The sequence below is a fragment of the Photobacterium sp. DNB23_23_1 genome (assembly GCF_052873815.1).
On the sequence record NZ_JBNNXT010000022.1, the window covers coordinates 19022 to 44731 of the forward strand.

Here is a 25710-nt window from a genome sequence, read left to right on the forward strand (position 1 = left end):
GGCGTCGATATGCCAAGGTAAGCAATCAAGAAGGTAGTGAGTTTGTTTAATAAAAAGAAAAGTCACCATAGCAAAAAGCTCTCTCTCGCCTTGGGACGTTCAGACACTGTTTCACGAATTGCTTAGCCCGTGCTGATGAGTAAAGAGACAAATCGGACTCTATTAATTGCATAGTTTCGAAGTCTAAACCTAATTCTTCGCAAGAAACTCTAAGTACACTGCTCTCACACAGAGTTTCATCGCTCCAACGAAGTGTGTATATATAACCAACCTCATCGGCATAGCGAATGTTCTCTACTGTTCCAATCCAGCCTGATATATCTTGACCAAAGTCAGGGTCTACCATACCGCAATTAACAGTGACCATATCTGCAATACTGAATTTGCTCTTCGCCTGTTTCATATACTATCCCACCACCAAAAGTTAACCATTTTCTGAGCTAATCATCATTTTGGCTCATGCCAAAGTCGCCTAATCCGCGATTGGAAAACAGTGAGGCCAGAGGGGGAACACCGACCTCACTGCCTTGTAAGCTACTTTGAAAAGCTCACAACTGTATAACTGACGACTCAATCAATACCTTAATAAGCTAACACAGAATGCAACGCTGAAGTTAATAGCAACATTTTAGTGACCAGCCCCACAAAACATCACACAAAATAAGAAAAACAGGTGATCCACAGCGCAAAATACAGATGAAAATTTACAACAAAACAGAATAATTAAAATATTCAAGAATTAAATAAAGACATACCTCACAATTTCAAAAGCACACCCAACACCAGCATAGTGAGCAATATCACATTAACGGAAATACCAACGAAGAAAAGTGCTACTGATGAGCATCATTATGTCTGCAGTTCGGGCAGCATACATTCATTTAGATAATTATTTTCCAATTAACTCACGAAATGTAATTATATTACACACAGAAAAAGGCCAGTGAAATGGCCAAAGATAGGGTAACTCTTAAACGCGAACAGAGCCGACTAAGAGTCAGGCTCTGCTTTGAGTACCCCACGACGGATCTGATCTAACTCGATTGACTCAAACAACGCTTGAAAGTTACCTTCCCCAAAACCTTCATTACCTTTGCGCTGGATAATTTCAAAAAATACAGGCCCTATAACAGTGTCGGTAAATATCTGTAGTAATATGCCAGTCTCATCACCGTCAATCAGGATCTTCAGTTCGCTGAGCTTAGCAACATCTTCATGATGTCCCGGCACGCGCTTATTGATCCCTTCATAATAAGTGTCGGGAGTATTCATGAAAATCAAACCACCCGATTTCAGCTTAGCGACGGTCCCGAATATATCATCAGTACTCATAGCGATATGCTGGATCCCTTCCCCATTGTATTGATTGAGGTACTCAGCAATTTGCGACTTATCATCGTGAGATTCGTTAATCGGGATCCTGATCTTGCCACAGGGTGCCGTCATCGCCCGCGATAGCAAGCCCGTCATTTTACCTTTGATATCAAAGTGTCTTATTTCCCTAAAGTTGGCTATTCGCTCATAAAAGCTCGCCCACAAATCCATATTACCCCGATTCACATTATGGGTAAGGTGATCAATCACCAGCAGCCCAGCATCACACTCTTGCATACGAGCCTGATAATCGGGATAGAAATCAAAGTCGATATCATAGATATTGCTATCACCGTATCGATCGACCAAGTAAATCAGTGACTCGCCAATACCGTAGATAGCGGGAATATTGAGCTCCATTGGCCCAGCCTGAGGCGGGCAAGCCGTTGCGCCTTTATCAACCGCATAAGCCAATGCTTGAGCGGAATCAGCGACCCTAAACGCCATGGCATTCACACTCGCACCATGGACTCCAGCAAAACCAGCCGCCTGAGAATGTAACTCCCCGTTGATGATAAAATTTACATCACCTTGACGGTATAACCATACAGACTTGTGTTTATGTTTGGCGATTTCAGCAAACCCCATATCGTGAAAGAGTTGTTTGAGGTTTACAATCCCTTCAGCCGTTGGGGCGGTATATTCCACAAACTCAAAGCCGTCTGTCCCTAGTGGGTTCTCATTCATCTTCATCATCCTTTTCTGCCATAAATCATCATGGTCGTATGACCTTATCTAAAGAACTAGCAGTTCCGTTATAGGATGAGAAATTCGTGCTGCATACCATGTTGCAAAAATGTAAAGTAAAGACGTAAACTCTCATTGCCAATTTCAATGACTCACTTCTGATGAGTCATGATCTAACTATCACAAATGACTTTTTCTTCTTATTTCTCAGTGAGATTTTCCTTCTCTCATCACCAAAAAAGAAAATTTCACACTACAGTTAATAAAGGAGGTAAATAAGATATGACAGTGACAAAGCGGGACCAGCTCAAACTACCCAAACGAAAAACGCCAGCGGTACAACTCTCATCTGAAGTAGAAATATACCTGCCCACATACCATTTTCTCGTTAACGAATTTGAACATGCCAGAAGGCATGAGCTGGGAATAATCCGAGATGATCACGAAGAATTTATTCATCAATATCGAGTCGCACTGAGAAGAAGCCGTACGCTGATCAGCCTGCTTAAGCCCCTATTCCGACGTCAGGATAAAGAGATATTGAAAGATTGCTTAAGGCAGCTCATGCAGCATACCAATTTGGTACGTGACCTTGATGTATTCCTGATAAACATGGAGCAGTATTTTTCATTACTCGAACACCAGCACCACAAAGGGTTGACCCGCTTCTTTGATGATATTCAATCCCAACGTAGGAAAGCATTGAAATTCCTCAAAGGATGGCTGAAATCCAGCGAATATAATTCTACGTGCAAGCAGGTACTTACTCAGCTTGAAAACATGAGGAACAACCCCACAGTCGAGGGACAGCTCGAATCAAACAGCACAGCACATAGTTTTTTATGGCGTCAATTCAAACAGATAGAAAGCCAGTGCCATAACATTGATGCCAATAGCGATGATACCATCATCCACCAGCTACGAATCGACTGTAAAAAATTTCGTTATTTATTGGAGTACTTTACACCGGTTTTACCAATAAAAGAGACCAAGCTACAGGTAGCCCAACTCAAGATTTTGCAAGATAGATTAGGCAGTTTTAATGATTCATCAGTGCAATTGGATTTTTTCAAGCACTACCTGACCGAGCAAAAACTAAAAAGTGGACGCTATAAAGCGATTGAAGAGCTGATTGATATTTATGCCGATTACCATTTAAAAGCTAAACAGCTAACTGTAGAGCAACTTATCCTGTTCAGGCAACCCAACAACCTTGACCTTTTTTATACCCTGTATCAAGCGCCGGCACCGTGATAGAACCGGCCCTTGAGAGCAGTGCTAACCCATACCGGTGTATGGGCTGACACCTTAAAAGAACTAGCCATTAAGTGCACGAACGATATCTTTTTCAATAGCCTCAGGGGTTTTAGTTGGGGCAAAGCGCTTCACTGGCTTACCGTCACGGCCTATCAAAAACTTGGTAAAATTCCATTTAATTTTCTTCCCCACCAAGCCCGGCAGCGCGCTAGTTAGGTATTTGAACACTTCATGGCTATCTGGGCCGTTCACATCCACTTTTTCAAACATCGGAAAGCTAACGCCGTAGTTTAGCTGACACACTTGTTCTATTTCATTATTCTCACCCGGTTCTTGGCCGCCAAACTGATTACATGGAAAGCCAAGGATAATGAGTCCTTTATCCTGGTACTTATCAAATAACATCTGTAAGCCTTTGTACTGAGGCGTAAAACCACACTCGCTTGCGGTATTCACGACCAGTACCACCTTCCCTTCAAACTCTTTCATATCAACAACATCACCGTTGATCTTGCTGGCAGAAAGTTCATAAAAGCCTGACATAACTTTTCCCTCTGAGTAATTTGGACGTCGTGTTTAGATACACAAGTCTCTTGTTTATACAGTCTAAGTGAATGATTTAGAAAGTTAGCTCTAATTTTCGTATACTGCCTTAAGCGTACATTTACCAATAGCCCAGTATGAAACCATTAAGACACTTATTAAACGAATTTGGCTTTGAGCAACTCCCATTTAGTGACGCCGAGCAAGAATTTGCTAGCGGGTTCATTGACTTTCGCTCTGACTTTTTCGTTCGCGTTTGCCAACAAAAAGCTGACAAACCCCAGCAAGATCTAGCTCTTGGCTTAGTTACTCACTCTTTTCAACAAATATTGGATGAGTTTCAGGCGACTCAGTGCAAAATCTCAGAAATAGATGCGCTCTTCCAACAACATGTCGGTGTAGAACATGCCCAGAAATTCCACACTATGAATGAGATGGAAGTGAAGGCCATAGGGGTGATTTGGTTTTTGTGTCAGGGCTTTAATGGTATTGATTTTAGCTATGCCAATGATCACGCTACAGAAATCAGCGAACAACTAACAATGAACGACAGCCAGCAAGCTGAAGCGCTACGACAGCAATTCATGCAATCCTATTACGTTGGTGTTGATCAGGCTCACATAGTCAAGCCGAAAGCCGGCTGGATATTAACATTTAAAAAAACCATAAAATCACTTTTTAATTAAAGGCTTAAGCTAAAACAACGATAATCGCTCAGTCAACCTCCCGACCTACTGATCATTAACCACTGAAAAATAAAGGTTATAATGAGAAACAGTCAACCAATAAAAATTTTGAATATTTATCCCACTGTAAATTGTTAAAACAAAAGATAATTAACAAAACAATATACAACTTTTACATCATCGATCGTTGCACGTTTTTTGCCCAAAACGTATGATTACCCCACTTCAAATATGTTGTTCCTTAAACGATTTATTGCTCGCCTATCATGGATTTGATAGGCGTTTTTTTTAGATAATCGGACGGAACTGAATATCTAGGTAATGTTCCAATTTCTGCTGCAAACGCTGTTTTCTCTCAACGCTCAAGAAACTTGCCATAATCGCATTCTCGCTGAACCTTGCCACTTCTTGTTTAGTCAAACCAAAAGCCTCGGCCACAGCCAAATAATTATCATTAAGATAGCCACCGAAATATGCAGGATCATCTGAATTGATCGTTACGAGTACACCTTGCTTCAATAGTTCAACAATATTATGTTGTGTCATTTCACCAAAAACATTGAGTTGTACATTAGATAATGGGCATACCGTTAATGGGATCTGGTGTTCTATCAAATATTGCACCAACTTAGGCTCATCAGTGCATCGTACACCATGATCGATACGGTCAACGTGAAGCGCTTCGATCGCCCCCCAAATATAATCGGCCGAACCTTCTTCTCCGGCATGGGCGACTGTTTTAAGCCCCGCATTTCGCGCCATCGCAAATACTCGCTCAAATTTTTCCGGAGGATTACCCAGCTCAGAAGAGTCTAACCCCACAGCCACAATATCATCCTTATAAGCTATCGATTGCTTGAGGGTTTCAATCGCATCTTCTTCAGATAAATCACGCTGGAAACACATGATCAAACCCGATGAGATGCCAAGGTTGGCTTCTCCATCCTTCAAAGCTCGTGTAATTCCTTCTGCGACGACATCAAAAGGGGTACCTGTTTGGGTATGGATTTGCGGGTCAAAAAATACCTCGGTGTGAATAATGTGCTGTTCTTTACAACGTTCAAGGTAGGCGTATGTCAGATCGTAGAAGTCCTGCTCAGTTTGAAGAACTAGGGCACCTTGATAGTAGAGGTCGAGAAAAGCTTGGAGATCATGAAATTGATAAGCGGCTTTTAGCGACTCAATAGAAGAATAGGGCAGCGTGACGTTGTTTCGCTCGGCCAGAATAAACATCAACTCAGGCTCGAGCGTGCCTTCAAGATGTAGGTGAAGCTCAACCTTGGGCAAACCACTGATAAAGCTTTTCATTACTTTCCTCCACAGAAAGGGGAAAGCTCTCCCCTTTGGAGTCTAAGACGGTATTGAAAGTAGTGTAGTTAAAGTTGGGGCCTTCCCCAAGTAGGTTCGGTGCTCATTCCAATGGATATTTTCACAGTGATAATGTAAAACACCCAAGCAACTGTTCATTATTTGGGTGTCATTGCAGATGTTAATCGAGCCCATTAATGCTCGTGTGTAATAAAGTGTTGTTACTCGGTTAAATCAGTATCTATCCAGTATTTAGAGCCTGAAATATTGGCATCAAGTAGTAGCCCTTTTTCACCAATTTGATAAATGGCCATACCGCCGTTGTATTTAGCGGCCAGCTCGGCGCTCTCAGTCCCGGCTACAGCACCAACTTCAGAGGTCGCTTCCCAGCCATCGGTAACAAATCCATCAAAGGTTTTCTGATCTTCAAAGAAGATCACCTGCTGGTAGAACTTACCGCCGAAACCAGCAGCCAAACCCGCTCCGAACATTTTCATGTATGTATGTTTTTCGGTTTTGCGGTTAATGGCAACTCCAGCCCCTTGGTTGGTATGAAGCATGAGCGAGAACTTACGCGAATCAAACACGGCATAGCCATAGGCGCTATCGAACAGTATCTTGGCAGAAGGTTGTTCGTTAAATAACCGAACTAAGGCCGTATCCGCCATGGTATTCAAGGCGAGACGGGCTTCCTCTGGGGTTTCCGGCTCTAGCATCTCATCCAGCTTGGTATCAGCAACATCCAACCACTCTTTGCTTTTCTCTACCGAGGCATCCGTCCACTCACCGGCGGTGTTATAGGCATCCTCACCCCATTGAGACGCTGACTCCCATGTCTCTTTGGAAAAGTCCGACACTGACTCCCAAGCTTCTTTAGTTCCTTTACCGACTTCTTCACCCAAATTTGAAGCCGCATCTTTAATTTCATCCCAACCAGCATGAACCGGAATAGTCGCGAGTGCCAATACCGCAAAAGCAATTTTCAGTTTCATTAGATTTCTCCTAATTCAATGACAGCAGTAGACATGGTGAAAGTTTAGCTGACAATCCACCGTCAAAACATCCTCATCTGAAATGCAGCCGAAAACTGCCACTCACTAGAGTGACATATCAGAATGAAAAAACAAAAGATGGATAATGTTATTTAGAGGGTAATAGCCAAGCCAAAAAAGAAAAAGTAACTCGGCACTCGGCCATAGGCTTTAATGCCACTCTCAATTCATCTAAGAGTGGCTGTTTTCAATTTTAACTAAGCGCCAGATCACTCCAAGTCAAGCGAGGGTTAGAACAATCCGTTGCACTCTCACTGTCTTTTTTCTGCTTCAGGCTTGGAATACTGCTAACATCATCAATCCAAGCTATTTGCGACTCACTGTATAGGTTCATACTCGGCGTTAAATCATTGATTGAATCAAGGCCACCAAGATGCAGCATTTTCAATCCTGAGTGTTTAATGTACTCATTGAATAAAGGCGTGCCACAATCGCCGCAGAAATATTTAGATGCTTTTTCTGAGATAGCAAATTGTTTTACTTCGCCTTGGGTAATAATAAAATCATGATCAAGCACGGCTACATACGTCGATATGGCCGAACCATTCATTTTTTTACAGTGATCACAATGGCAGTTAACCACTTTTTGAACAGGGCCTGTGATCTGATACTTGATAGAACAACAGCTGCAACTTCCCGTAATATTAGTCATTATTTTGTCCCCACTTTACTGCCTCTGCCAAACTAAAACGCTCGGAATCAAAAATGACATAACCTCTAACATCCTGGCGGGTTATTACTTCAGCTAGATTAATACACCCTTTAAAACCAACAACACCAAGACGCTCACTCAATTCAACTGGTGCATTATCAAATACCGTATTCAGAAAAGGAAACTTAGCACCTGAAACGATGCCTGTTTCATTAAAAACGTCCATTGCCTGAGCCAGAGTATCACTATCTGTGTACTCTATTATTTCTACAGCTTGTTCCAACAACATAAAAATGGATTCCATTTCAATCAACGAATAAACATACGAGACTGATGTTACCTAAATCCTCCCCCTGTGCAATATGCACTGGATCAAGTGGTCAAGAAAGCGTTATATCCAAATAACTTCACGAAACTTAATGTTACAAAGTGAAATGGGTTGGTTGTAAAATCAACGGCTGTAATACGCAAAAAGCCGACTTTTCAGTCGGCTTGTCTTTATTTCACGGTCAATTTAAGCGTTGTGCGCGTATTCATTGCCGCTCACTATTTTCACTTACTTTTTCTTTGGACGGAAAGGCTTCATCACTGCTTCGTTACATTCAAGGTACGGGCCTTCCATCAAATCGATGCAGTAAGGGATAGCTGGGAACACGGCATCCAAGCACTCACGGATCGACTTAGGTTTACCCGGTAGGTTAACTATAAGGCTATCACCACGTAGGCCTGCAGTCTGGCGAGACAAGATAGCGGTCGGTACGAACTTCAATGACTCCGCGCGCATCAACTCACCAAAGCCCGGCATCATTCGGTCACATACCGCTTCAGTTGCTTCTGGAGTCACATCACGCTTAGCTGGACCGGTACCACCAGTGGTTACAATCAGGCTGCAGTCTTGCTCATCAGCCATCTTAATCAGCGTCGCTTCAATCACATCCTGTTCATCAGGAATGACTTCGTACACCGGCTCCCAGTCCGACGTCAGGTAATCGTTCAGTGTATCGATAATCGCCTGTCCAGAGATATCTTCGTATACACCAGCACTAGCGCGGTCACTGACGGTCACGATACCGATTTTTGCTTTAGTCATTGGTTGTTCCTCAGGCTGAGCCTTGTTATCCATTCGTACTTTCACGCAGCAGGAAAGTAATGTTTCTTCATGTATGCAAGTTTAAGAAATTCTCTTGGATTGTTAAACACCTAATCGGAGTTAACTCAACTATAAGCCGCCCATTAAGGTGTATTTAGTCTCTAGAAAATCTTCTAGCCCTTGTCTTGCCCCTTCTCGGCCCAGACCGGACTCTTTTACCCCTCCAAAAGGTGCAACTTCGGTAGAGATCAACCCTTCGTTGATACCTACCATGCCATACTCCAGTGACTCACTGAATGTAAAAGCACGAGACAGGGACTGAGTATAAGCATAAGACGCTAACCCAGAACTGATATGGTTGGCTCGGCGGATCACTTCACTGTCGTCAGAAAAACGGAACAATGCCGCAACAGGGCCGAAAGTTTCTTCCGAGGCAATTAGCATCGAATCATCCATATCAATCAGCACTTGCGGGGGAAAGAAATGGGAACCTTCAGGTTGCGGTTCACCATGAGCAAGGGTGGCTCCTTTTGCCAGCGCATCATCAATATGGCTTTGAACTTTCGCGACAGCTGCGGCATTAATAAGAGGCCCGAGATTTACCCCTTCTTCAAAACCATCCGCCACTTTCAGCGCTTTGACTTTTACGACTAGCTTGGCCGTAAATTCATCATATACACTGTCATGAACATAGATACGATTGGCACAGATACAAGTTTGTCCAGCATTGCGGAATTTAGCCACCATCACCCCATCAATGGCTTTATCGAGATCGGCGTCATCACAGACAATAAATGGCGCATTACCACCTAGCTCCAACGCCAACTTTTTCACCGTATCAGCCGATTGCGCCATCAGCAGTTTGCCAACCCCTGTCGAGCCTGTGAAAGAGATTTTCTTTACAATCGGGCTCTCGGTAAGAACCCCGCCGATAGCAACCGCATCCCCTGTAATAACACTAAATAACCCGGCAGGGATCCCTGCTCTGTCCGCTAACTCCACCAAAGCCAAAGCCGTCAACGGTGTATCCGGTGCAGGTTTCAGCACCACTGCACACCCCGCAGCAAAAGCGGGCCCACACTTACGAGTAATCATAGCGGCAGGGAAATTCCAAGGCGTAATTGCGCCCACCACACCAATCGGCTGTTTGGACACCAAAATACGAGCATCCGGTTTATGACTCGGGATCAATTCACCATAAGCACGCTTCGCTTCCTCGGCATACCATTCAACAAAGCTAGCAGCATAGGTAATTTCACCTTTCGCTTCCGCCAATGGCTTGCCTTGTTCCTGTGTGAGGATCGACGCCAGATCGTCAGCATTTTCGACAATCAATTCGAACCACCGGCGTAGTACTGTTGCGCGCTCTTTTGCTGTTCGTGCCGCCCACTCACCCTGCACCTTATCAGCGGCATGAATAGCGGCATGCGTCTCATCCCTGCCTAGGCTCGGAACGGTTGCAATCTGCTCTCCTGTAGAGGGGTTTGTCACTGGTGTATAAGCATTATCAATCGCAGTCACCCAGTTACCTGCCACATAGCAGGCCTGTTTCAATAATTGGGGATCATGTAGCTTCACGAATTATTCCTTTTGAGGGCATCAGTTTATCAAACAGCATAAAGACTAAAGAATACATATAGAAGTTAGCTTGATCGTATTTTCAGACATTGATGACAATTTATGACTAAGTACCCTGTCATCACATTACATTCATTAACAAAGTAGCAACCACGTGGAGATATCAGCACAATGAATACGATTGCGTCAGGATACACAGTCAATTATTCTGCCTTAACAAAGACAAACACACACAACAAAAGACAATCGAATGAAACGTGAACATAACTACCCAATTGGGACACCGGGCAAGCCATGGGGCGATGAAGAGAAAGTACAATGGCTCGCGCAAACAACGATTAAGCGCTCATACTTAGAAGAAGTTGTATCTAAAATCAATGCACTAACAGCAGACTTCGACTTACTCCAATATGGAGCCTTAAGCTACGACGTTGAAAAATACCCTCTGTTTGCCATTAAAACCCGCAACTGGGACAACAACAAACCCGTTGTGCTTGTCACCGGCGGTGTTCACGGTTATGAGACCAGCGGTGTTCACGGCGCTCTGCAGTTTGCTGAGACTCAAGCCGCACAATACAGTGACAGCTTCAACATTGTGATTGCACCTTGCGTGAGTCCTTGGGGCTATGAGGTGATCAACCGCTGGAACCCGAATGCAGTCGATCCTAACCGCTCTTTTTATGCCGATAGCCCTTCAGAAGAAGCAGACAATCTGATGAAGATGGTTAACGGCCTGGAAGGCGAAATACTGGTTCATATCGACCTGCATGAAACGACAGACAGTGATGAACTTGAATTCCGTCCAGCACGTGAAGCCCGCGACGGCAAAGTTTTCATTGAAGACGGTGTGCCAGATGGCTTTTATACAGTCGGTGATACCGAAAACCCACAGCCAGAATTCCAAAAGGCGATCATTGACTCAGTACGCAAGGTCACTCATATCGCTCCACCAGATGCTGATGGCAATATCATCGGTAGCCCAGTACAGCAAGAAGGTGTGATCAACTACCCGCTGAAATCACTTAGCCTGTGTAACGGTATTACTGACTGTCGCTATGGCACGACCACTGAAGTCTACCCAGACAGCGACCGGGTAACACCTGAACAGTGTAATGACGCTCAGGTCGCCGCTATTAACGGTGCACTGGATTACGTTATGAAGCAACTAGGTTAATTACCGCACTCGAGGTATATCCAAACGAGCAAAAAGCTGGAGCCAAGTGTTCCAGCTTTCTATTTCCCCCTTCAACCATTCTTCGATGCAGTCATTCGCCTCAATCCATCGTCCTATTTCTAACACATCTTTCGCATTAACCCAGCACCAGCCAAAAAAAACTTCTATAATTTAATAATTTAAATAAATTATCAGGTAGTTATGCGCATTTTGTTTTTGCTGGCAATGGTTGTTTTCATTAGCGCATGCTCTAGTACCTACCACACGGGTTATTCAGCAGATCTACAAGGCTGTCTCAGCCACTTAACCGCTTTCAAAAAGGAGGTAAGGCGACAGCAAGTCTCAGATGTGCAGGTACTCAATCACAAAGCATTCCCCTATCTTGCCTTTGACCGTTTCAGCCAATCACAACTTGAGCAAGTGACCACCGACAGAGATCGCAGCCAGTGGTTTGATTACACGTCTCAACTCGCCACTCGCCAGCGCCAAGCGGAATTCAATAATCTGATCGTTAACCGATTCGACCTGCAGGTACTGGATCATTGCGCGGAAATACTCGTGACAGAAGCAAAGCATAATGATCGTGTATGGGAAGAAATCATTAAGCAAAAAGTCTCTGTCTCTGATAGTTACCAACTCTGGCTGCGTGTTTTTGGTCTTTACCCACTAAGTCGTCAGGTCGCTACCTCCTCCATTGATAAAGAGAAAAAAAGGATCTTGCTAGGGTTTAGTGAACCTCCCCGGCACACGGCCAGCTATCGCTTAGCAAAAACATCACTCCCCCTGGCGGATATTGAAGCATGGTTCAAGGCTGCCCTGCTGTATTCAACCTCAGGTTGGCCCATACTAACCGACGACCAAATATCGCAGCTTTATCACTTTTATTCCCCGTTGATAAATGTAGAAGATCACTCTGAAGATGATATCCCCGGGACTGTGCAGTATTTAGCAAATAAGCAGCAACCGGCAGTTAATCCTTCAAAACCAGCGATCTATCTGCACCACAGTTATACCCAGTTATACGGCAAGACATATTTGCAGCTGAACTACAGTCTTTGGTTTGCCAACCGCACGCCAACATCATCATTCGATCCCTACGCAGGAAAATTTGACGGGGTATTACTGAGGTTAACGCTCGATCATCAAGGCCGTCCATTGTTGCTCGATTCAATTCATCACTGCGGGTGTTACCACATGGTTTTCAACCTCACCGACCGCTTTGAGTTCGAGGACGCAATACCCGACATCGAAACACCCCTGCTGTTTAAGCGAACAGTCCCTTCGGGTTCATCATCTTGGTCAGTTACCCTATCCCATGGCGAGCATATGATTAAGCAGGTAACCTGGAAAAAAGTCACCTTAAATCAGCATGATCATATGAGCACCGGCAAAAAGGCCGAGAACAGAGTCCACCCCCTAACTCGTCTCGACTACGACTTATTACGCCAACTCCCAACTGATCGCCACCACACAATTAGCCTCTTTAATCAGCGTGGGTTACTGCCTAGCAGTGAACGCTTGGAAAGTACCTATTTATGGCCCTTCGGCATTCCGTCAGCGGGCGCGATGCGTCAACTTGGCCATCATGCCATTGCTTTTGTTGGGATCCGCCATTTCGATCAACCAAAACTGTTCGAGCAGCTCATACGGCCAGTGAAGCCCTAATAGGTTTGTCGCGAGATGAGAATGAAAAGATGTTAGGATGAACCCAAATACCCTAGTGTGACGATACTTAGGTATATCAGTTTGAATTCGCTAGTAAAGGAGCTACCTGTGCAAACCTCTTTCATCGACGGTGATTTGCTTTACCGCCAGCATATCTTTGACGTTCCTCTTGATTACACCATGCCAAATGATCAAACCATCGCGGTCTTTGCCCGAGAAGTCGTCGATCTTGCCCGTCAAAACGATGATCTCCCTTGGTTGGTGTATTTCCAAGGAGGCCCGGGGTTTCCATCGCCTCGCCCTGACAGCCGCTCAGGTTGGTTGAAGCGTGCGCTGCAGCAATATCGTGTACTCCTACTGGATCAACGTGGTACGGGTAACAGCACAGTGATCAGTCACCAGACATTAGCCCACATGTCTGCTCAAGAACAAGCCGACTATCTCAGCCATTTCCGGGCAGACAATATTGTCCGTGATGCCGAAACCATAAGAGAAAAGCTCGGTGTTCAGCAATGGGCAACACTGGGCCAAAGTTTTGGTGGCTTTTGTACCCTGACTTACCTTTCGTTCTACCCGCAAAGCTTGTCACGTTCTTATATCACCGGTGGTGTACCGTCACTGACTCGCCACGCTGATGAAGTTTATCAAGCCACTTACCAGCGGGTACAGGACAAGAACGAAGCGTTTTTTGCCCAGTTCCCGTCAGCTCAGATCCAGTGCCAAAAGATTGCCGATTATCTATTAGATAACGATGTTCGTTTGCCTAATGGGCAGAGCTTCACCGTTGAACAATTCCAGATGATAGGCATCAACCTTGGCCGCAGTGGTGCCAATGTACCTATGTACTACCTGCTAGAAGATGCCTTTGTTGAAGCCAACGGCAAAGAAACCCTTAGCTATGCTTTCCTCAACGCCATGCTGGCTGAGCAAAGCTACCAGACCAACCCTATCTATGCGATTTTGCACGAATCTATTTACTGCCAATATTCGGCATCAAATTGGTCGGCGCACAGGGTTCGAGATAACTTCCCGCAGTTCAACTACCACAAAGGCAGTGCCTTTAACTTCACTGGTGAAATGGTCTACCCATGGATGTTCGATCAGTTCGAGTGCCTGAAACCGTTGCAAGAAGCTGCGAACCTGTTGGCAGAGCGCACCGATTGGGCTGATTTATATGACGTTGAAGCACTAGCAAAGAATACCGTACCGGTAGCCTGCGCTGTCTATGCCGACGATATGTATGTTGAAATGCAGTACTCGCAGGAAACGTTAAAAGGTATTCCCAACAGCAAAGCATGGATCACCAACGAATATGAGCACAACGGCCTTCGCGCCGATGGTGAGCACATTCTGGATAAACTGATCCAAATGGCCGATGGCGTGGCGAATTTACCGTAATAACTGTTCATCCGTAACTTTAAGTTGCTGGACTCAAGCACCTCGAAATGACGAAGATATAACAGTATTTATCCCCTTTTGGGTTTTAGCCATTCGGGGATAATTTTTGCAGATAGCTGATTCAAGTACCTTTTCCCACCATTTTTTTGCAAAATTTCTGTTAGAATTACTGAATATTTGCTGAATTGGTGTCAATCAGCCTCTTTAGCACTACCTTTAAACAGTAGACTTAACCAATTGAATCTCCGTTCGCTAATTGATACAGGAAACCTATGACTTCCCTACGACTGTTGACCTCCTTGTGCTTGGCGGCCTTCGCTGCCTCTCCCGCCTTGGCGAAAAACACCCAGTATGAAAGCATTATTGAAAGCCGCGCCGAAATCGACAATAAAGTGGTGCTAGGTCGCACCGAACTCGTCTATTTTCCGGCTGTTGATTCGCTCGATAACATAGGTATTCCGGCTAAAATAGATACTGGTGCTGATTCAACCTCTATCCATGCCGAAAACATTACGATTACAACGGATGATCCTGTATTCAAGGGACTGGAAGGTGAAGAGTTACTCGACGCTATCGCCGTCGAATACGACGCACTGGGAAGCACCCAGCTGCGTGACCGTAAAGACAAAACCAATATCATGGTGAACTTTGATATTAGGCATCCGCACAGCGGTGAGTTGATCCGGCTGGAAAAACCGCTGTTTCGCTTAGCCATGATCAAAAGCCGTGGCGATGGTCATTTAGCCCGCCCAGTGGTTAAACTAGACCTAACTATCGCAGGGCAAACCGTCCCTACCGAAGTCAATCTGGCCAACCGCGATCGGTTCTCTTATCCTATCCTGATTGGTAAAACCTTCCTCAGAAACACGGCTTGGGTTGATGCCGGGTTTGATTACCTACAAGCGCAATCTGACGCTCAGATCATTGGCCGTAAAGAACACGCAAAGATCGAGAATATACCACTTGAAGTCAGTACCTCTTTCGACAGCCGATACAGCATTTTGCATGCCCTTGATATCAAGGTGGATGAAAAGAAAAAGACCGTCAGATTTACCCTGGAAGGACGAGATAAAACTCGCAAAACAATAACTGCACCACTAAGCCGAATGCTGAGCTTTAGCAATGCACAAAGGCCGATGGTGTATTTGCCTGTGACATTGGGTGGCTCAGAACAGTATATTCAGGTTTACCTTAAAGATCGCACCCAAAACCACAGTCAGCTCCGCCTTGGCACAGAAGCCCTCAATCAATATTTCGTGGTCAATTTAGGCGCCAGCTACTTGGGTAAATCTGACTTGGCCCCTATTTCATCAATGGCGAAAGACGATTCGATCTTAATGATCAGCGGTGAAGAAACCGTCAAAATTGACGGAATAAACATCAATGCTGGCCCTTCAGGTATTATAAAAACGCCGTTGCTAAAAGTGTCACAGATAGACGAACAGCGAACTGAATACGGCCGCATGATCCAGTACACCATCAAGGATGCCAATGGCAAAAGCCATAAAGTTGATAAGCCCCTTAAAAGAAAGATCCGTGTCGGTGACCAGGTTCGTCCAATTGTCGGCACGGAAATTTCACTGCCTTCATCATTGCTACTGCGCGATATTGCTCTCGAAACTCTCGAGCAAAACGATAGCGCTTACGGCCAACTAGAAATCAGCCCGGATTTGATCCCTGGAGATTTATTGGTCAATACCCGTACCACCCAGCTACTCGAGAAACAAGCACCAAAACAAGCCGGTTATATTGAGCAACTGAATATGGATAACATGCAATTCCCAGTAAAGCTGGATACTGGCGCAGACGTTAGCTCAATGCATGCTACCAACATCAAGACTTTTACCGATAATGGCAAGGAAATGGTCTCGTTTACCTATAGTAACCATCAAGGTGATGAGAAAGCGTATACCCGAGAAGTCGTCAAAACCATGCGAATTAAAGCGCGTGATGGAGAGAAGCCAAGTAGCCGCTATGTGGTTAACATGACTGTGAAGCTGGGGAATACAGAGAAGGAAATTAACGTCAATTTGCGCGACCGCAGCCGTTTTGAATACAGCATAATTTTGGGTAAGAATTTCTTGAAGAACAATATCGTGGTGAGCAGTGATGCGCAATTTATCCTGACCAACAAAAACTAACGCCTAACGGATACCAAACACAAAGGAGCTTTTCAGCTCCTTTGTGTTTTTCTGACTCTTCCTTTCCAAATACCTTTACACCAATCTGGGGTATGAACATTGAGATAATGACCTGCCGACACTTCATTGATCGTCACATTCACAAAGTCATCATCATGACAACCAACCACTGACGTAACTGCCATCAGCATTGCCCAAATCATGTGTTTACTCATACCCCCTCCAACACAACAACCGGATTTGTGTCGCAAAGTGTAGTTGTCAAGCAATGTCTCAAAGACCATACATTGACTCAGTAATGAGACCTCCTGCTCATAGGTAAGAAAAGTCCTGTTTATCAGCTAGATTCAAACGGACCATTGGCAATAAGATAATGATTAAATACTCATACCAAAGAGAGTGTTGCGCGAGTAAAGAGATAGCGAAAGTAAATCAATGTCAAAGTGCAGGACTTTTTGCGTCGATTAATTACAATTAATAAGTTAATGAATTAAATCTTTAGGGAATGAGTATGAATACTCAGAAGCTTGTCTTGTCCGTTGCTGGGATGCTTATTACATTTCCAACGCTTGCCGTTGGTGTATCCGAATGGCTCCACTGCCCAATCATCGAGCTTATGTACTAACCTGGCAAATCAGATTGAACAGCAGAATATATTCACTGTTTAGGAATTAAGCCAACGCTGACTTATCACCATTGAGAGCCAGAGTACGCACAGGCTTCGCTGGCGAGCCTACACATACCGTGTTGGCAGGTAAATCTTTCGTCACCACACTACCTGCACCAACAACGACATTATCGCCAATTGTCACCCCAGGGCATACTGTTGCATTGGCACCTAACCACACATCATTGCCAATAGTGATTTTCTTGGCAAACTCTTCACCCGATGCGCGCTCAACAGGATCAAGCGGGTGCCCAGCCGTTGCAATAACTACCCCCGGTGCTAGCATACAGTTGTCACCAATATTGATGGGGGCGCAGTCTAAAATTGTGCAGCCGTGATTAGCGTAAAAAGCTTTACCCACTTTTAGGTTGTAGCCATAGTCACAATAAAAAGGAGACTCGATCCACGCGTCAGTTTCTTTGCTCAGCAGCTCATTAATCAATGCCTTACGGGTGTCTTCCTCTGTTGGGCACGTTTGGTTCAATGCAAAACACAGTTTTTTCGCTTTTTGACGTTCAGCCACAAGTTCTTCATCCCACGCTTGGTACATCTCGCCTGAGATCATTTTCTGTTTTTCTGTTCCTGCCATGTTGGGTCTGCCCCTTATTAATCCGGCAATGCCGAATAAAAAATCGAAGCCATGATTATTCCTTAGCACTTTCAACATTGCTGCTTTTTCCATGATCTATGTTGTCAAAGATATGTCTAGATCACATTCAGCGCAGCCTTTGCGGGAAGGTTCCCAAACTTTTTAAATCAAGCACAAATGCAATATAGGCGCTCAGTATAAAGCGAAGTGGTGGGCGCCTGTTTACTTTAAACCTGCCGTTCAATGGAACGCTCGAAATCAATAATGTGTTGGGTATCAGCCTCATCATTGTTGCCACAATTATTAAAAATAAAAAATCCCTTGCAGTCATGCTGCAAGGGACGCTATTCAATGTGTTCCGCGAAGACTTCAGCAATGCCTAGGGCATATCGAACAGTCGGTAGCGGTTTTATATGATTGATATTGAAAAGATTATCCTACTTTAGCCGACTCTGTTGACGCTTGTTCAACGGCTTGTTCACTCTCTTTCGCATAGCGATTAGCCAAGATTGCACAGTAGAAGATCTGGATTTGGTGGTAGAACATAATTGGTAGCAGCATCATCCCTAGCATCGGGTTAGCTCCAAAAATCACTTTTGCCATCGGTACACCGGCTGCCAAGGTTTTCTTGGTGCCGCAAAAAACAGCCGCGATTTCATCTTCACGATTAAACCCTGCCTTGCGGGCAATCCATTGCATACTGTGTACCACCAATAACAAAATAAGGGTCGTAAACAGCAAGGTCATCAGCAACGTGCTTAAGGCAAAATCTGACCATATCCCATCTTTTACCGAGTCACTGAATGCATTGAAGACAATAAGCAAAATCACCCATTTATCGATTTTGTTAATGATCGCCTTACGTTTTTCCAAAAACTTAAGCAGCACAGGACGTAGCAATTGACCGACAATCATCGGCAGTAACAGCATGGAAGAGATTGATATCACAGTATCAATAATATCCATTTCTACCCCTTCCATCCCCATAAACCACTGGATCAACAAAGGCGTGATCAACACTCCCAATACGCTGGATAGAGAAGCATTAAAAATCGCTCCCGGCACATTGCCCCTAGCGGCGCTAGTCATGGCCACCGATGAAGATATCGTACTTGGCAAAACGAATAGGTAGCAGAAACCAAAAGCCAATGCTGCAGGCATCATGGCATGAAAAACATTACCGAAAATAAGCCAAAGCAAAGGATAGGCAATAAAAGTTGCACTCTGAACAAAGAGATGCAGCTTCCAGTTAGTGATACCGGCTTTGATCGCTTGTGGCGACATACCAACACCATGCAGGAAGAAAATAATGGCAATACCCACAGCGGTAACTTGGTCCAAATGCAGTAAACCACCCGACTGACCCACAGAAGGCATAAGGGCTGCCAGAGCAACCGCAACTAGCATCCCGGTTAGGAACCATTCTTTTTTAAAGTAATTAATAATTTTTTTGATCACATTCGTACCTTTCTTGTTTACATACGGCTCAGCCACTTGCGCCAAACTGCCTGCCATCCATTGGCAACGTTTAGGTAATAGGATACGCTGGTCACAACTTCCTGCTATCGCAAAGAAGATAACTTTTGTTGATTACAGGACAAAGTAGCCCATTTTATTCCCTACCGGTTAATAAACGGTGCCGATTGTTACACGGGAAAACAAAACTGGAAGCTTTATCACGATGAAACCGACATTCAGTAGCAACCAAAGACAACACCGGCAAGTTCCCCTTCTTAGAGAGCTTCCTCGTCCCATTTATGCCAGAGTCGAAAATTGGCATCAGTCTGGTAGCCAAACCCACTGGCATACCCATGGTTGGGGCCAGTGGTCTTATGCCGCTGAAGGCATGCTCATCGTCCATACCCGCCAAGGCCATTATGTTGCCCCGCCTCAGTTTGCGATCTGGATTCCCGAAGGGGTTGAACACAAAGTCATTTCCAATGGTGCTGCGCAAATGCGTAGCCTTTATATCGAAACACAGTCGTTACCCAACTCGGAATGGAAACAGCCAAGAGTATGCAGTATTACGCCTCTGGTTCGTGAACTGGTTCTCCAGTTCTGTACCCTACCAGCCAGTTATGATGACAAAAGTGCTGATGGCCGATTAGCTCAAGTACTGCTTGATCAAATCGCTTGCCTCCCCCCCGCAGCAACCCAGTTAACAATTCCCTGTGATAAACGCCTCGCCACACTCGCAGATCTTCTCCAGAGGCACCCCGAAGAGCCGAGGGACATCGAGCAGCTTGGGGATCTCGTTGGCTTATCAGGACGAAGCGTCAGCAGGCTTTTCAAGCAACAAACAGGGCTAACATTCCAGCAATGGCGACAACGGGCCAGATTGCTTGAAGCACTGAATAGGCTTGAATCGGGATCACCGGTCACACGGGTATCTATCGAATGTGGTTACGACTCAGTCTCTGCATTTGTCTCCACATTCAAAAAACAATTTGGCATTACGCCTGGAAAATACCAGCGAAAAGACTAATAACATACAAAGAAGCTTTGTAGCGCCGAGCCAACTAGTGAAATCACACCATTCGTATTAGTCTTTAAAGACCTCACAGCATAAGGCAGACACCGATGACGACCAGCAAGGAAATCCATTGGCCTGAGTATTACCACCCCAAAAATGCGCAATTGCATGTGAGAAACGAAACACAGATCCCCGCTCAAGCCAATACTGTCTGGTCATGTCTCGTGCACGCACCTTGCTGGCCCCAGTGGGGACGCGCCAAAACATCAGTACAAATTATCAATGGCGACGGTATAGAACTGCACAAAGGCACGATCTTTAACTGGAAAACACGAGCCCTGCATTTTGATTGTACGGTGGTTGAATATATTCCTCACGAGCGGATCGCCTGGAAAGGCAAGTGCGGGGATGTCGACATGTACCATGCATGGCTAATAGAACCCACCGATGATGGCTGCAGTATTCTAACAGAATCAACACAGCGCGGTGGGATGACCTGGCTAACCAAATACTTCACTAGCAGGAACATCCACTCCTACCACAGGAAATGGCTAGAAGAACTCAAAAAGCAGCCAGAGTGTAAAAGACAAAAATCACGTTAGCTCCTTACTATCCGAAGTCCTTTCTCTCTAAAAGATAAATTGAACAATCATTCAAATAATTATTGAACACTCGTTCAATGCGTTCTATATTAATTATCAATGGAGCAAAAACTAACCTCCTCATCACACAGAGAAAACGCTCATGACGACATTTACTATCCACAGCATTGAAACAGCACCTGAAGCCAGCAAAGCTCGTTTAGAGGCCGCGCAGAAGCAAAACGGTATGATCCCTAACTTGTATGGTGTATTGGCTGAATCACCAAACACATTCGAGGCTTACCAGGCCATTCATCAACTGTTTTCTAACAGTTCATTTGATACAGAGGAACTGACTGTGGTGTGGCAAACCATCAACGTTGAGCACGAGTGTACATACTGTGTACCAGCTCATACCGGTATCGCCCATTCAATGAAAGTTGATCCTGAATTAACAGAAGCATTGAGAAATGAAGAAGCAATGCCTACCCAAAAGCTTCAGGTTCTACGTGACACAACACTGAGTATTGTTCGCAAGCGAGGTAATATTTCAGATGCCGAGTTAGAGACATTCTATGCTGCCGGTTATGGCCAGCAGCAAGTACTGGAAATAATCCTAGGACTATCGCAGAAGGTGATCAGTAACTATGTTAACCACATAGCCAAGACGCCATTGGACGCTGTGTTCCAAAAGTTCGCTTGGCAAAAATAGATAGCCCGACATGAAGAGCCTGACAATGACAGAAAAAATTAAACTCGACATTATTTCCGATGTAGTTTGCCCATGGTGTCTCGTCGGTTATAAGCATCTAGAGGCTGCAATCAATGAACTTGAGCTACAAGATCGCATCGAGATTGAATGGCAGCCGTTCGAACTCAACCCGGATATGCCCGCTGAAGGAGAAAACCTTCGCGAGCACATCGCAAGAAAGTACGGTTCGACACCAGAAGATAGCCGCCAAGCCCGGGCGAGAATCGCTCAGCTTGGGGCTGAACACGGGTTCGTTTTCAACTACTTCGACGAGATGAAAATGGTCAATACATTAGATGCCCATATCTTGTTAGAGTTTGCCAAAGAATACGGCAAACAGACGGAGCTAAAAATGCGATTGTTTACTGCCTTTTTCAGCAAACAACAGGATGTATCCGACCGACAAGTATTACTGGGTGAAATCGCAGCCCTTGGTCTAAACAAACAAGCCGCTCAGGCTAGACTTGAAGATACTGCTCATCGCGAAGAGATCCGCTCACAGGAAGCTTATTGGCAACAGTTAGGTGTGTCAGCAGTTCCGTCCGTAGTATTCAATCGCACCAGCGTGCTAACCGGCGCACAGGAAGTTGAAACCTATAAGCAGGTGCTTGCTGAATTAGTCAACGAATAACAGTGTAGGTGAGCACACGCTCATCTAAAGGTAAACAGCAGGGCGAGAGGCTAAAGTGATCGACTCAACCACTCTTCGCTGTTGGCCCCAACAACACATTCATTATTCACACGCATGGCAAGGCGTTGCTGACAACGGGAAGATACTTGCGCAAAACTTTGCTTTGGCAATGTTCGAACGGATTCGATCAAGGCTATCCAATGTGGTTGATCTTGAATAGCCAACGTGTAGTAGACCCACTTACCTTGTTTTTCCTGCGTCAGTAGCCCTGCCTTATAGAGCATTTTAAGATTGCGTGAGGCGTTGTATTGACTGTCGCCAGTTACATCCATGGCTTCAGCAACAGTAATTCTTTGATCAACATGAACCAGTAACCAAAACAAACGAAGCCTATGGGGTTCTGCTAATGCCTTTAATGCATCGATGTATTGTTCTTCCATTATTTATGTTGTTGTTTTTTAATACTAGCTACCATTATAGCGATTCCAATCAAGAAAACGATTCCTGAATGGGTCGCATGAAAGGCAAGCGATGAGGCTTCTGCTCCAGTAAATAAGGCAATCCAAAAGAACGGGCAAAAAAAACCAAGCAAAGCAATATTTCTTCCCGCTCGGGTCTGTTCCGATATTTGACCACCATTAATCAACACTGTGAAAGCTTTAAAAATATGGCTGTACGCACACCACTTCCCTATCCCAGATAATAGAGTCTTCATCTGTTTCGTTCCTTTGGCAATGAAGGATAAATACATCAGACTTGAATATATGATTACTTGCGCATTTATGCAAGTGTATCGATATGGTAAAGCCACTGAGGAAAGGTGGCTTGTCATCATTACCAGTAAGACTATGGCTTGAGATTCAACACCTCATCAATGTCACTGGCGCTGTGACGTTCTGGAACTTGTTCCCACTCTTCACCCCAAGTGCGATTGACCATCTTTCCGCGCTGTACCGCAGGACGGGCATCGATTTCTTTGGCCCAGCGGACTAAGTGGGTATACTGCTCAACCTGAAGGAACTCCGCAGCATCATACAACTTGCAAAGCACCAAGTTGCCATACCACGGCCAAATAGCCATATCTGCAATAGTGTATTCATCACCGCCAATAAACGTATTAGTGGCTAACTGCTTATCGAGCACATCAAGCTGGCGCTTGGCTTCCATGGTGAAACGATCAATCGGGTATTCAAACTTCTTAGGTGCATAAGCATAAAAATGACCAAAGCCACCTCCAAGATAAGGCGCAGAGCCTTGTAACCAGAACAACCAGTTCATGACCTTCGTCTTCGCGGCTACATCTTGTGGGAGAAAATGACCGAATTTTTCTGCAAGATACAGCAGGATTCCGCCAGATTCGAAGACATTAATTGGATTTTCATCCGAGTAATCCACCAAAGCCGGGATTTTGGAGTTTGGGTTAACGCCAACAAACCCTGATGAAAACTGATCGCCCTCGCCTATTCGAATCAAATGGGCGTCATACTCTGCTTCTGAAACACCAGCAGTCAGTAACTCTTCCAGCATGATCGTTACTTTCTGGCCGTTGGGGGTCCCCATAGAATAGAGCTGCAAAGGGTGATCGCCAACTGGCAGCGTTTGCTCATGCCTCGCTCCTGAGTCCGGGCGATTAATACTCGCCCATTCACCACCGTTTTCACTGTCGTAAGTCCAAACTTTTGGTGGATTATATTCTGTCCCCATTTGCTGCTCCTCGCTTGGTGATGTCAGTCACATCGTTGCAAAAGTCAACTAACACAAAATAATGAACAAACGTTCAAAATCAACATTAGCTAATAATCCAGCCTAGCGCAATATTTTTGAGCGAGTGTTCACTTTCTAAAAAATATAAAATAACGCGATGGAGATGAGGATGAGGATGAGGATGAGGATGAGGATGCAGCAATGATGGCTGAAGCCTACAAAGTACCCTTCCTAGGTATTCGCATCCTGTCGAACAACCTAACAAACGGCGGTAAGTACGACCCATCAACGGCCACTGACAACCAGAAGTTCGTGAAAAACGTTGTATTGCACTACATCTCAACTCTGAAGTAATTCGTTATTCATGAACGTCAAAGAGCCTCCTTGTGAGGCTCTTTTTGAATCTTTTGAAGTAATAGAGGGCCCTTTTTAGTCCTCGACTCCCGGTGTTGACTCCCTAACAAATAACTCGCTTGGTATATTCATCGCCAGTTGCAACAAGGGTTGTTGTTTAACCAAAGTATCAATCCGAATTAGCGCCTCTTCCCCCATACGTGAATAAGGTAATTCAACGGATGATAGTTGTGGTTCAAGCTCGCGGCCATGACTGGCGTTATCATACCCCATCACCGCAATATCTTTACCTACCTTTAAGCCCGACTCTTTTATCGCCTGATAACATCCCATTGCCATATAATCACTGCAACAGAAGATAGCCTCAGGTCGATTGGGTAACGCCAAAAGCTCGAGTGTTTGCTTATAAGCTTTATTCAACGACCAATCTCCCTCAACAATATAAGCCGACTTTGGCACTAAATTGTGATCAATGAGTGCTTGCTTATAGCCTTCAGATCGCTGAGTAGAGCATTCCATCCAAGATTCACCCGTAATTATGGCGATATTCTTGTAGCCTTGGTTGACCAAATGTTCAGTTGCAACGTAACCACCATGCAGATCGGCGGGCAAAATAGAGGGAAGAGATGGGTTATTTTTCGCACTGCAGTTCAACAGTACCATCGGTAAATCAGTTTTAATCTTTAGTGTTAGATCGCGTCGAGTTACTGATGAGGCGTAGATTACCCCGACGTATGTTTGGTTACAGCTAATCTCGGCCTGAATCTGTCGCTCAAGGTTGGGGTTATTACCAAAATAAAAGGTTGAAATAAGATAGTTATATTCCCAAGCAGAGTTCCAGATAACACTGATTGCATCCATGAAAGGGTCATGATCAGAAATCGAGTCCAGAATAAGGGCTATCTTCTTCGGTTCCTGGCTTCGTGAAAGTGATGGCTTTTTGGCATAACCGAGTTCATCGGCAACCGACAACACCTTATTTCGAGTTTCATCAGAAATCTGAATAGATTGAGATTGGTTGAGTACCAGGGATACCGTTGTTTGAGAGACATTGGCGGCTCGGGCGATATCCATCATTGTTACTTTCTTTGCCATGTTTTACTTCATTGTGCCCGCAGATATAAAGAAACTTTACCATAAATTCCTTATCTTAGCATGCTCTCCCCTAACCCTACCTCTCAGTCAAAACAAATTATCGTCAACGATAAATACACGTTAGCTTTGCCCCATTCATCACCAACTAAAGCTTTCCGCCTCCCTCACAATGCAACTAATAATATTAGTAAAGATTAGATATCTATAAAACCTCAGAAACCCCATACAAATCTGATTAAACGTTGATTGCAATGTGCTCC

At 44.7% G+C, this 25710-nt stretch carries 27 protein-coding genes; 11 read left to right on the forward strand and 16 right to left on the reverse strand.

The features are described from left to right. Positions 1–46 precede the first annotated feature (46 nt). Together ACVA53_RS14645 and hppD are read right to left on the reverse strand one after the other, a co-directional pair. Positions 47–403: a hypothetical protein gene (locus ACVA53_RS14645; RefSeq protein ID WP_255044746.1), complete on the reverse strand. Its 357-nt coding sequence runs from the start codon at positions 401–403 to the stop codon at positions 47–49. Between the two features lie 587 nt (positions 404–990). Beyond that, a complete protein-coding gene (gene hppD, locus ACVA53_RS14650) occupies positions 991–2067 on the reverse strand; it encodes a 4-hydroxyphenylpyruvate dioxygenase (RefSeq protein WP_255044760.1) in 1077 nt (358 codons plus the stop codon). Positions 2068–2343: 276 nt separating this feature from the next. Between hppD and ACVA53_RS14655 the strand changes: the two genes are divergently transcribed. Then, positions 2344–3315, forward strand: coding sequence for a CHAD domain-containing protein (locus tag ACVA53_RS14655; RefSeq protein ID WP_255044745.1), 972 nt, complete (start codon positions 2344–2346; stop codon positions 3313–3315). Positions 3316–3378: 63 nt separating this feature from the next. On the opposite strand, the gene ACVA53_RS14660 is transcribed toward ACVA53_RS14655, so the two are convergent. Next, entirely contained in the window at positions 3379–3861 is a 483-nt protein-coding gene (locus ACVA53_RS14660) for a glutathione peroxidase (RefSeq protein ID WP_255044413.1), read from the reverse strand. Positions 3862–3998: 137 nt separating this feature from the next. On the opposite strand from ACVA53_RS14660, the gene ACVA53_RS14665 reads away from it, so the two are divergent. Then, entirely contained in the window at positions 3999–4547 is a 549-nt protein-coding gene (locus ACVA53_RS14665; protein WP_255044412.1) for a hypothetical protein, read from the forward strand. Positions 4548–4835: 288 nt separating this feature from the next. Here ACVA53_RS14665 and ACVA53_RS14670 read toward each other — a convergent pair whose 3' ends face one another. The 6 genes from ACVA53_RS14670 to ACVA53_RS14695 all read right to left on the reverse strand — a co-directional run bounded on the left by ACVA53_RS14670 (position 4836) and on the right by ACVA53_RS14695 (position 10227). After that, positions 4836–5855, reverse strand: a complete 1020-nt coding sequence (locus ACVA53_RS14670) for an adenosine deaminase (RefSeq protein ID WP_446505466.1) — start codon at positions 5853–5855, stop codon at positions 4836–4838. A 221-nt stretch (positions 5856–6076) separates the two neighbouring features. Then, positions 6077–6847 (reverse strand): beta cell expansion factor BefA, encoded by a 771-nt coding sequence (gene befA, locus ACVA53_RS14675; protein WP_446505467.1) that lies wholly within the window; start codon positions 6845–6847, stop codon positions 6077–6079. Positions 6848–7100: 253 nt separating this feature from the next. Next, positions 7101–7559, reverse strand: coding sequence for a GFA family protein (locus ACVA53_RS14680; RefSeq protein ID WP_255044409.1), 459 nt, complete (start codon positions 7557–7559; stop codon positions 7101–7103). Further along, positions 7552–7848 carry a hypothetical protein gene (locus ACVA53_RS14685; RefSeq protein WP_255044408.1) on the reverse strand — a complete coding sequence of 99 codons (297 nt, stop codon included), beginning with the start codon at positions 7846–7848 and terminating at the stop codon, positions 7552–7554. Before ACVA53_RS14685 ends, ACVA53_RS14680 begins: the two co-directional genes overlap by 8 nt. A 267-nt stretch (positions 7849–8115) precedes the next feature. Further along, positions 8116–8649 carry a molybdopterin adenylyltransferase gene (mog, locus tag ACVA53_RS14690; protein WP_255044407.1) on the reverse strand — a complete coding sequence of 178 codons (534 nt, stop codon included), beginning with the start codon at positions 8647–8649 and terminating at the stop codon, positions 8116–8118. Positions 8650–8778: 129 nt separating this feature from the next. Continuing rightward, entirely contained in the window at positions 8779–10227 is a 1449-nt protein-coding gene (locus ACVA53_RS14695) for an NAD-dependent succinate-semialdehyde dehydrogenase (RefSeq protein WP_446505468.1), read from the reverse strand. Between the two features lie 250 nt (positions 10228–10477). Here ACVA53_RS14695 and ACVA53_RS14700 point away from each other — a divergent pair, with 250 nt between their 5' ends. The 4 genes from ACVA53_RS14700 (at position 10478) to ACVA53_RS14715 (ending at position 16605) form a co-directional block, all read left to right on the forward strand. Then, positions 10478–11401, forward strand: a complete 924-nt coding sequence (locus tag ACVA53_RS14700; protein ID WP_446505469.1) for a M14 family metallopeptidase — start codon at positions 10478–10480, stop codon at positions 11399–11401. Between the two features lie 201 nt (positions 11402–11602). Then, a complete protein-coding gene (locus tag ACVA53_RS14705; protein WP_446505470.1) occupies positions 11603–13066 on the forward strand; it encodes a hypothetical protein in 1464 nt (487 codons plus the stop codon). Between the two features lie 108 nt (positions 13067–13174). Beyond that, on the forward strand, positions 13175–14464 hold the full coding sequence (locus tag ACVA53_RS14710) for an alpha/beta fold hydrolase (RefSeq protein ID WP_446505471.1): 1290 nt from the start codon (positions 13175–13177) through the stop codon (positions 14462–14464). A 272-nt stretch (positions 14465–14736) separates the two neighbouring features. Next, positions 14737–16605 carry a putative ATP-dependent zinc protease gene (locus ACVA53_RS14715; RefSeq protein ID WP_255044403.1) on the forward strand — a complete coding sequence of 623 codons (1869 nt, stop codon included), beginning with the start codon at positions 14737–14739 and terminating at the stop codon, positions 16603–16605. Between the two features lie 32 nt (positions 16606–16637). On the opposite strand, the gene ACVA53_RS14720 is transcribed toward ACVA53_RS14715, so the two are convergent. The 3 genes from ACVA53_RS14720 to ACVA53_RS14730 all read right to left on the reverse strand — a co-directional run bounded on the left by ACVA53_RS14720 (position 16638) and on the right by ACVA53_RS14730 (position 19268). Then, a complete protein-coding gene (locus ACVA53_RS14720) occupies positions 16638–16820 on the reverse strand; it encodes a hypothetical protein (protein WP_255044402.1) in 183 nt (60 codons plus the stop codon). 456 nt (positions 16821–17276) lie between these two features. Beyond that, positions 17277–17861 carry a sugar O-acetyltransferase gene (locus ACVA53_RS14725; RefSeq protein WP_255044401.1) on the reverse strand — a complete coding sequence of 195 codons (585 nt, stop codon included), beginning with the start codon at positions 17859–17861 and terminating at the stop codon, positions 17277–17279. A gap of 432 nt (positions 17862–18293) precedes the next feature. Beyond that, positions 18294–19268, reverse strand: coding sequence for a bile acid:sodium symporter family protein (locus ACVA53_RS14730; RefSeq protein WP_373689582.1), 975 nt, complete (start codon positions 19266–19268; stop codon positions 18294–18296). Between the two features lie 274 nt (positions 19269–19542). Between ACVA53_RS14730 and ACVA53_RS14735 the strand changes: the two genes are divergently transcribed. From ACVA53_RS14735 to ACVA53_RS14750, 4 genes are all read left to right on the forward strand, one after another. Beyond that, complete coding sequence (locus tag ACVA53_RS14735) at positions 19543–20346, forward strand: AraC family transcriptional regulator (protein ID WP_255044399.1); 804 nt, start codon at positions 19543–19545, stop codon at positions 20344–20346. 95 nt (positions 20347–20441) lie between these two features. Beyond that, complete coding sequence (locus ACVA53_RS14740) at positions 20442–20936, forward strand: SRPBCC domain-containing protein (RefSeq protein WP_255044398.1); 495 nt, start codon at positions 20442–20444, stop codon at positions 20934–20936. A gap of 142 nt (positions 20937–21078) precedes the next feature. Then, a complete protein-coding gene (locus ACVA53_RS14745) occupies positions 21079–21627 on the forward strand; it encodes a carboxymuconolactone decarboxylase family protein (protein WP_255044397.1) in 549 nt (182 codons plus the stop codon). Between the two features lie 25 nt (positions 21628–21652). Further along, the gene (locus ACVA53_RS14750) at positions 21653–22297 is read left to right on the forward strand and encodes a DsbA family oxidoreductase (RefSeq protein ID WP_446505472.1); all 645 of its coding nucleotides are present in this window, start codon (positions 21653–21655) and stop codon (positions 22295–22297) included. Positions 22298–22347: 50 nt separating this feature from the next. On the opposite strand, the gene ACVA53_RS14755 is transcribed toward ACVA53_RS14750, so the two are convergent. The 3 genes from ACVA53_RS14755 to yghU form a co-directional block, all read right to left on the reverse strand. Beyond that, complete coding sequence (locus ACVA53_RS14755) at positions 22348–22737, reverse strand: ArsR/SmtB family transcription factor (protein WP_255044395.1); 390 nt, start codon at positions 22735–22737, stop codon at positions 22348–22350. Then, entirely contained in the window at positions 22737–23012 is a 276-nt protein-coding gene (locus ACVA53_RS14760; RefSeq protein WP_255044394.1) for a hypothetical protein, read from the reverse strand. Before ACVA53_RS14760 ends, ACVA53_RS14755 begins: the two co-directional genes overlap by 1 nt. A 131-nt stretch (positions 23013–23143) precedes the next feature. Beyond that, the gene (yghU, locus tag ACVA53_RS14765) at positions 23144–24001 is read right to left on the reverse strand and encodes a glutathione-dependent disulfide-bond oxidoreductase (protein ID WP_446505473.1); all 858 of its coding nucleotides are present in this window, start codon (positions 23999–24001) and stop codon (positions 23144–23146) included. A gap of 201 nt (positions 24002–24202) precedes the next feature. On the opposite strand from yghU, the gene ACVA53_RS14770 reads away from it, so the two are divergent. Further along, on the forward strand, positions 24203–24355 hold the full coding sequence (locus ACVA53_RS14770) for a hypothetical protein (protein WP_255044392.1): 153 nt from the start codon (positions 24203–24205) through the stop codon (positions 24353–24355). A 75-nt stretch (positions 24356–24430) separates the two neighbouring features. On the opposite strand, the gene ACVA53_RS14775 is transcribed toward ACVA53_RS14770, so the two are convergent. Continuing rightward, positions 24431–25450, reverse strand: coding sequence for a LacI family DNA-binding transcriptional regulator (locus ACVA53_RS14775; RefSeq protein WP_255044391.1), 1020 nt, complete (start codon positions 25448–25450; stop codon positions 24431–24433). Positions 25451–25710: the final 260 nt, after the last annotated feature.

What these genes read in the sequence shown, in the direction of transcription:
- ACVA53_RS14705 (WP_446505470.1), top strand. Translation starts at nt 11,603, where the DNA reads ATGCGCATTTTGTTTTTGCTGGCAATGGTTGTTTTCATTAGCGCATGC.
- ACVA53_RS14760 (WP_255044394.1), bottom strand. Translation starts at nt 23,012, where the DNA reads ATGAAGACTCTATTATCTGGGATAGGGAAGTGGTGTGCGTACAGCCAT.
- hppD (WP_255044760.1), bottom strand. Translation starts at nt 2,067, where the DNA reads ATGAAGATGAATGAGAACCCACTAGGGACAGACGGCTTTGAGTTTGTG.
- ACVA53_RS14735 (WP_255044399.1), top strand. Translation starts at nt 19,543, where the DNA reads ATGAAACCGACATTCAGTAGCAACCAAAGACAACACCGGCAAGTTCCC.
- ACVA53_RS14720 (WP_255044402.1), bottom strand. Translation starts at nt 16,820, where the DNA reads ATGAGTAAACACATGATTTGGGCAATGCTGATGGCAGTTACGTCAGTG.
- ACVA53_RS14755 (WP_255044395.1), bottom strand. Translation starts at nt 22,737, where the DNA reads ATGGAAGAACAATACATCGATGCATTAAAGGCATTAGCAGAACCCCAT.
- ACVA53_RS14665 (WP_255044412.1), top strand. Translation starts at nt 3,999, where the DNA reads ATGAAACCATTAAGACACTTATTAAACGAATTTGGCTTTGAGCAACTC.
- ACVA53_RS14750 (WP_446505472.1), top strand. Translation starts at nt 21,653, where the DNA reads ATGACAGAAAAAATTAAACTCGACATTATTTCCGATGTAGTTTGCCCA.
- ACVA53_RS14670 (WP_446505466.1), bottom strand. Translation starts at nt 5,855, where the DNA reads ATGAAAAGCTTTATCAGTGGTTTGCCCAAGGTTGAGCTTCACCTACAT.
- ACVA53_RS14775 (WP_255044391.1), bottom strand. Translation starts at nt 25,450, where the DNA reads ATGGCAAAGAAAGTAACAATGATGGATATCGCCCGAGCCGCCAATGTC.
- ACVA53_RS14685 (WP_255044408.1), bottom strand. Translation starts at nt 7,848, where the DNA reads ATGTTGTTGGAACAAGCTGTAGAAATAATAGAGTACACAGATAGTGAT.
- ACVA53_RS14770 (WP_255044392.1), top strand. Translation starts at nt 24,203, where the DNA reads ATGATGGCTGAAGCCTACAAAGTACCCTTCCTAGGTATTCGCATCCTG.
- ACVA53_RS14660 (WP_255044413.1), bottom strand. Translation starts at nt 3,861, where the DNA reads ATGTCAGGCTTTTATGAACTTTCTGCCAGCAAGATCAACGGTGATGTT.
- ACVA53_RS14715 (WP_255044403.1), top strand. Translation starts at nt 14,737, where the DNA reads ATGACTTCCCTACGACTGTTGACCTCCTTGTGCTTGGCGGCCTTCGCT.
- ACVA53_RS14700 (WP_446505469.1), top strand. Translation starts at nt 10,478, where the DNA reads ATGAAACGTGAACATAACTACCCAATTGGGACACCGGGCAAGCCATGG.
- yghU (WP_446505473.1), bottom strand. Translation starts at nt 24,001, where the DNA reads ATGGGGACAGAATATAATCCACCAAAAGTTTGGACTTACGACAGTGAA.
- mog (WP_255044407.1), bottom strand. Translation starts at nt 8,649, where the DNA reads ATGACTAAAGCAAAAATCGGTATCGTGACCGTCAGTGACCGCGCTAGT.
- ACVA53_RS14745 (WP_255044397.1), top strand. Translation starts at nt 21,079, where the DNA reads ATGACGACATTTACTATCCACAGCATTGAAACAGCACCTGAAGCCAGC.
- ACVA53_RS14740 (WP_255044398.1), top strand. Translation starts at nt 20,442, where the DNA reads ATGACGACCAGCAAGGAAATCCATTGGCCTGAGTATTACCACCCCAAA.
- ACVA53_RS14645 (WP_255044746.1), bottom strand. Translation starts at nt 403, where the DNA reads ATGAAACAGGCGAAGAGCAAATTCAGTATTGCAGATATGGTCACTGTT.
- ACVA53_RS14680 (WP_255044409.1), bottom strand. Translation starts at nt 7,559, where the DNA reads ATGACTAATATTACGGGAAGTTGCAGCTGTTGTTCTATCAAGTATCAG.
- ACVA53_RS14730 (WP_373689582.1), bottom strand. Translation starts at nt 19,268, where the DNA reads ATGCTAGTTGCGGTTGCTCTGGCAGCCCTTATGCCTTCTGTGGGTCAG.
- befA (WP_446505467.1), bottom strand. Translation starts at nt 6,847, where the DNA reads ATGAAACTGAAAATTGCTTTTGCGGTATTGGCACTCGCGACTATTCCG.
- ACVA53_RS14725 (WP_255044401.1), bottom strand. Translation starts at nt 17,861, where the DNA reads ATGGCAGGAACAGAAAAACAGAAAATGATCTCAGGCGAGATGTACCAA.
- ACVA53_RS14655 (WP_255044745.1), top strand. Translation starts at nt 2,344, where the DNA reads ATGACAGTGACAAAGCGGGACCAGCTCAAACTACCCAAACGAAAAACG.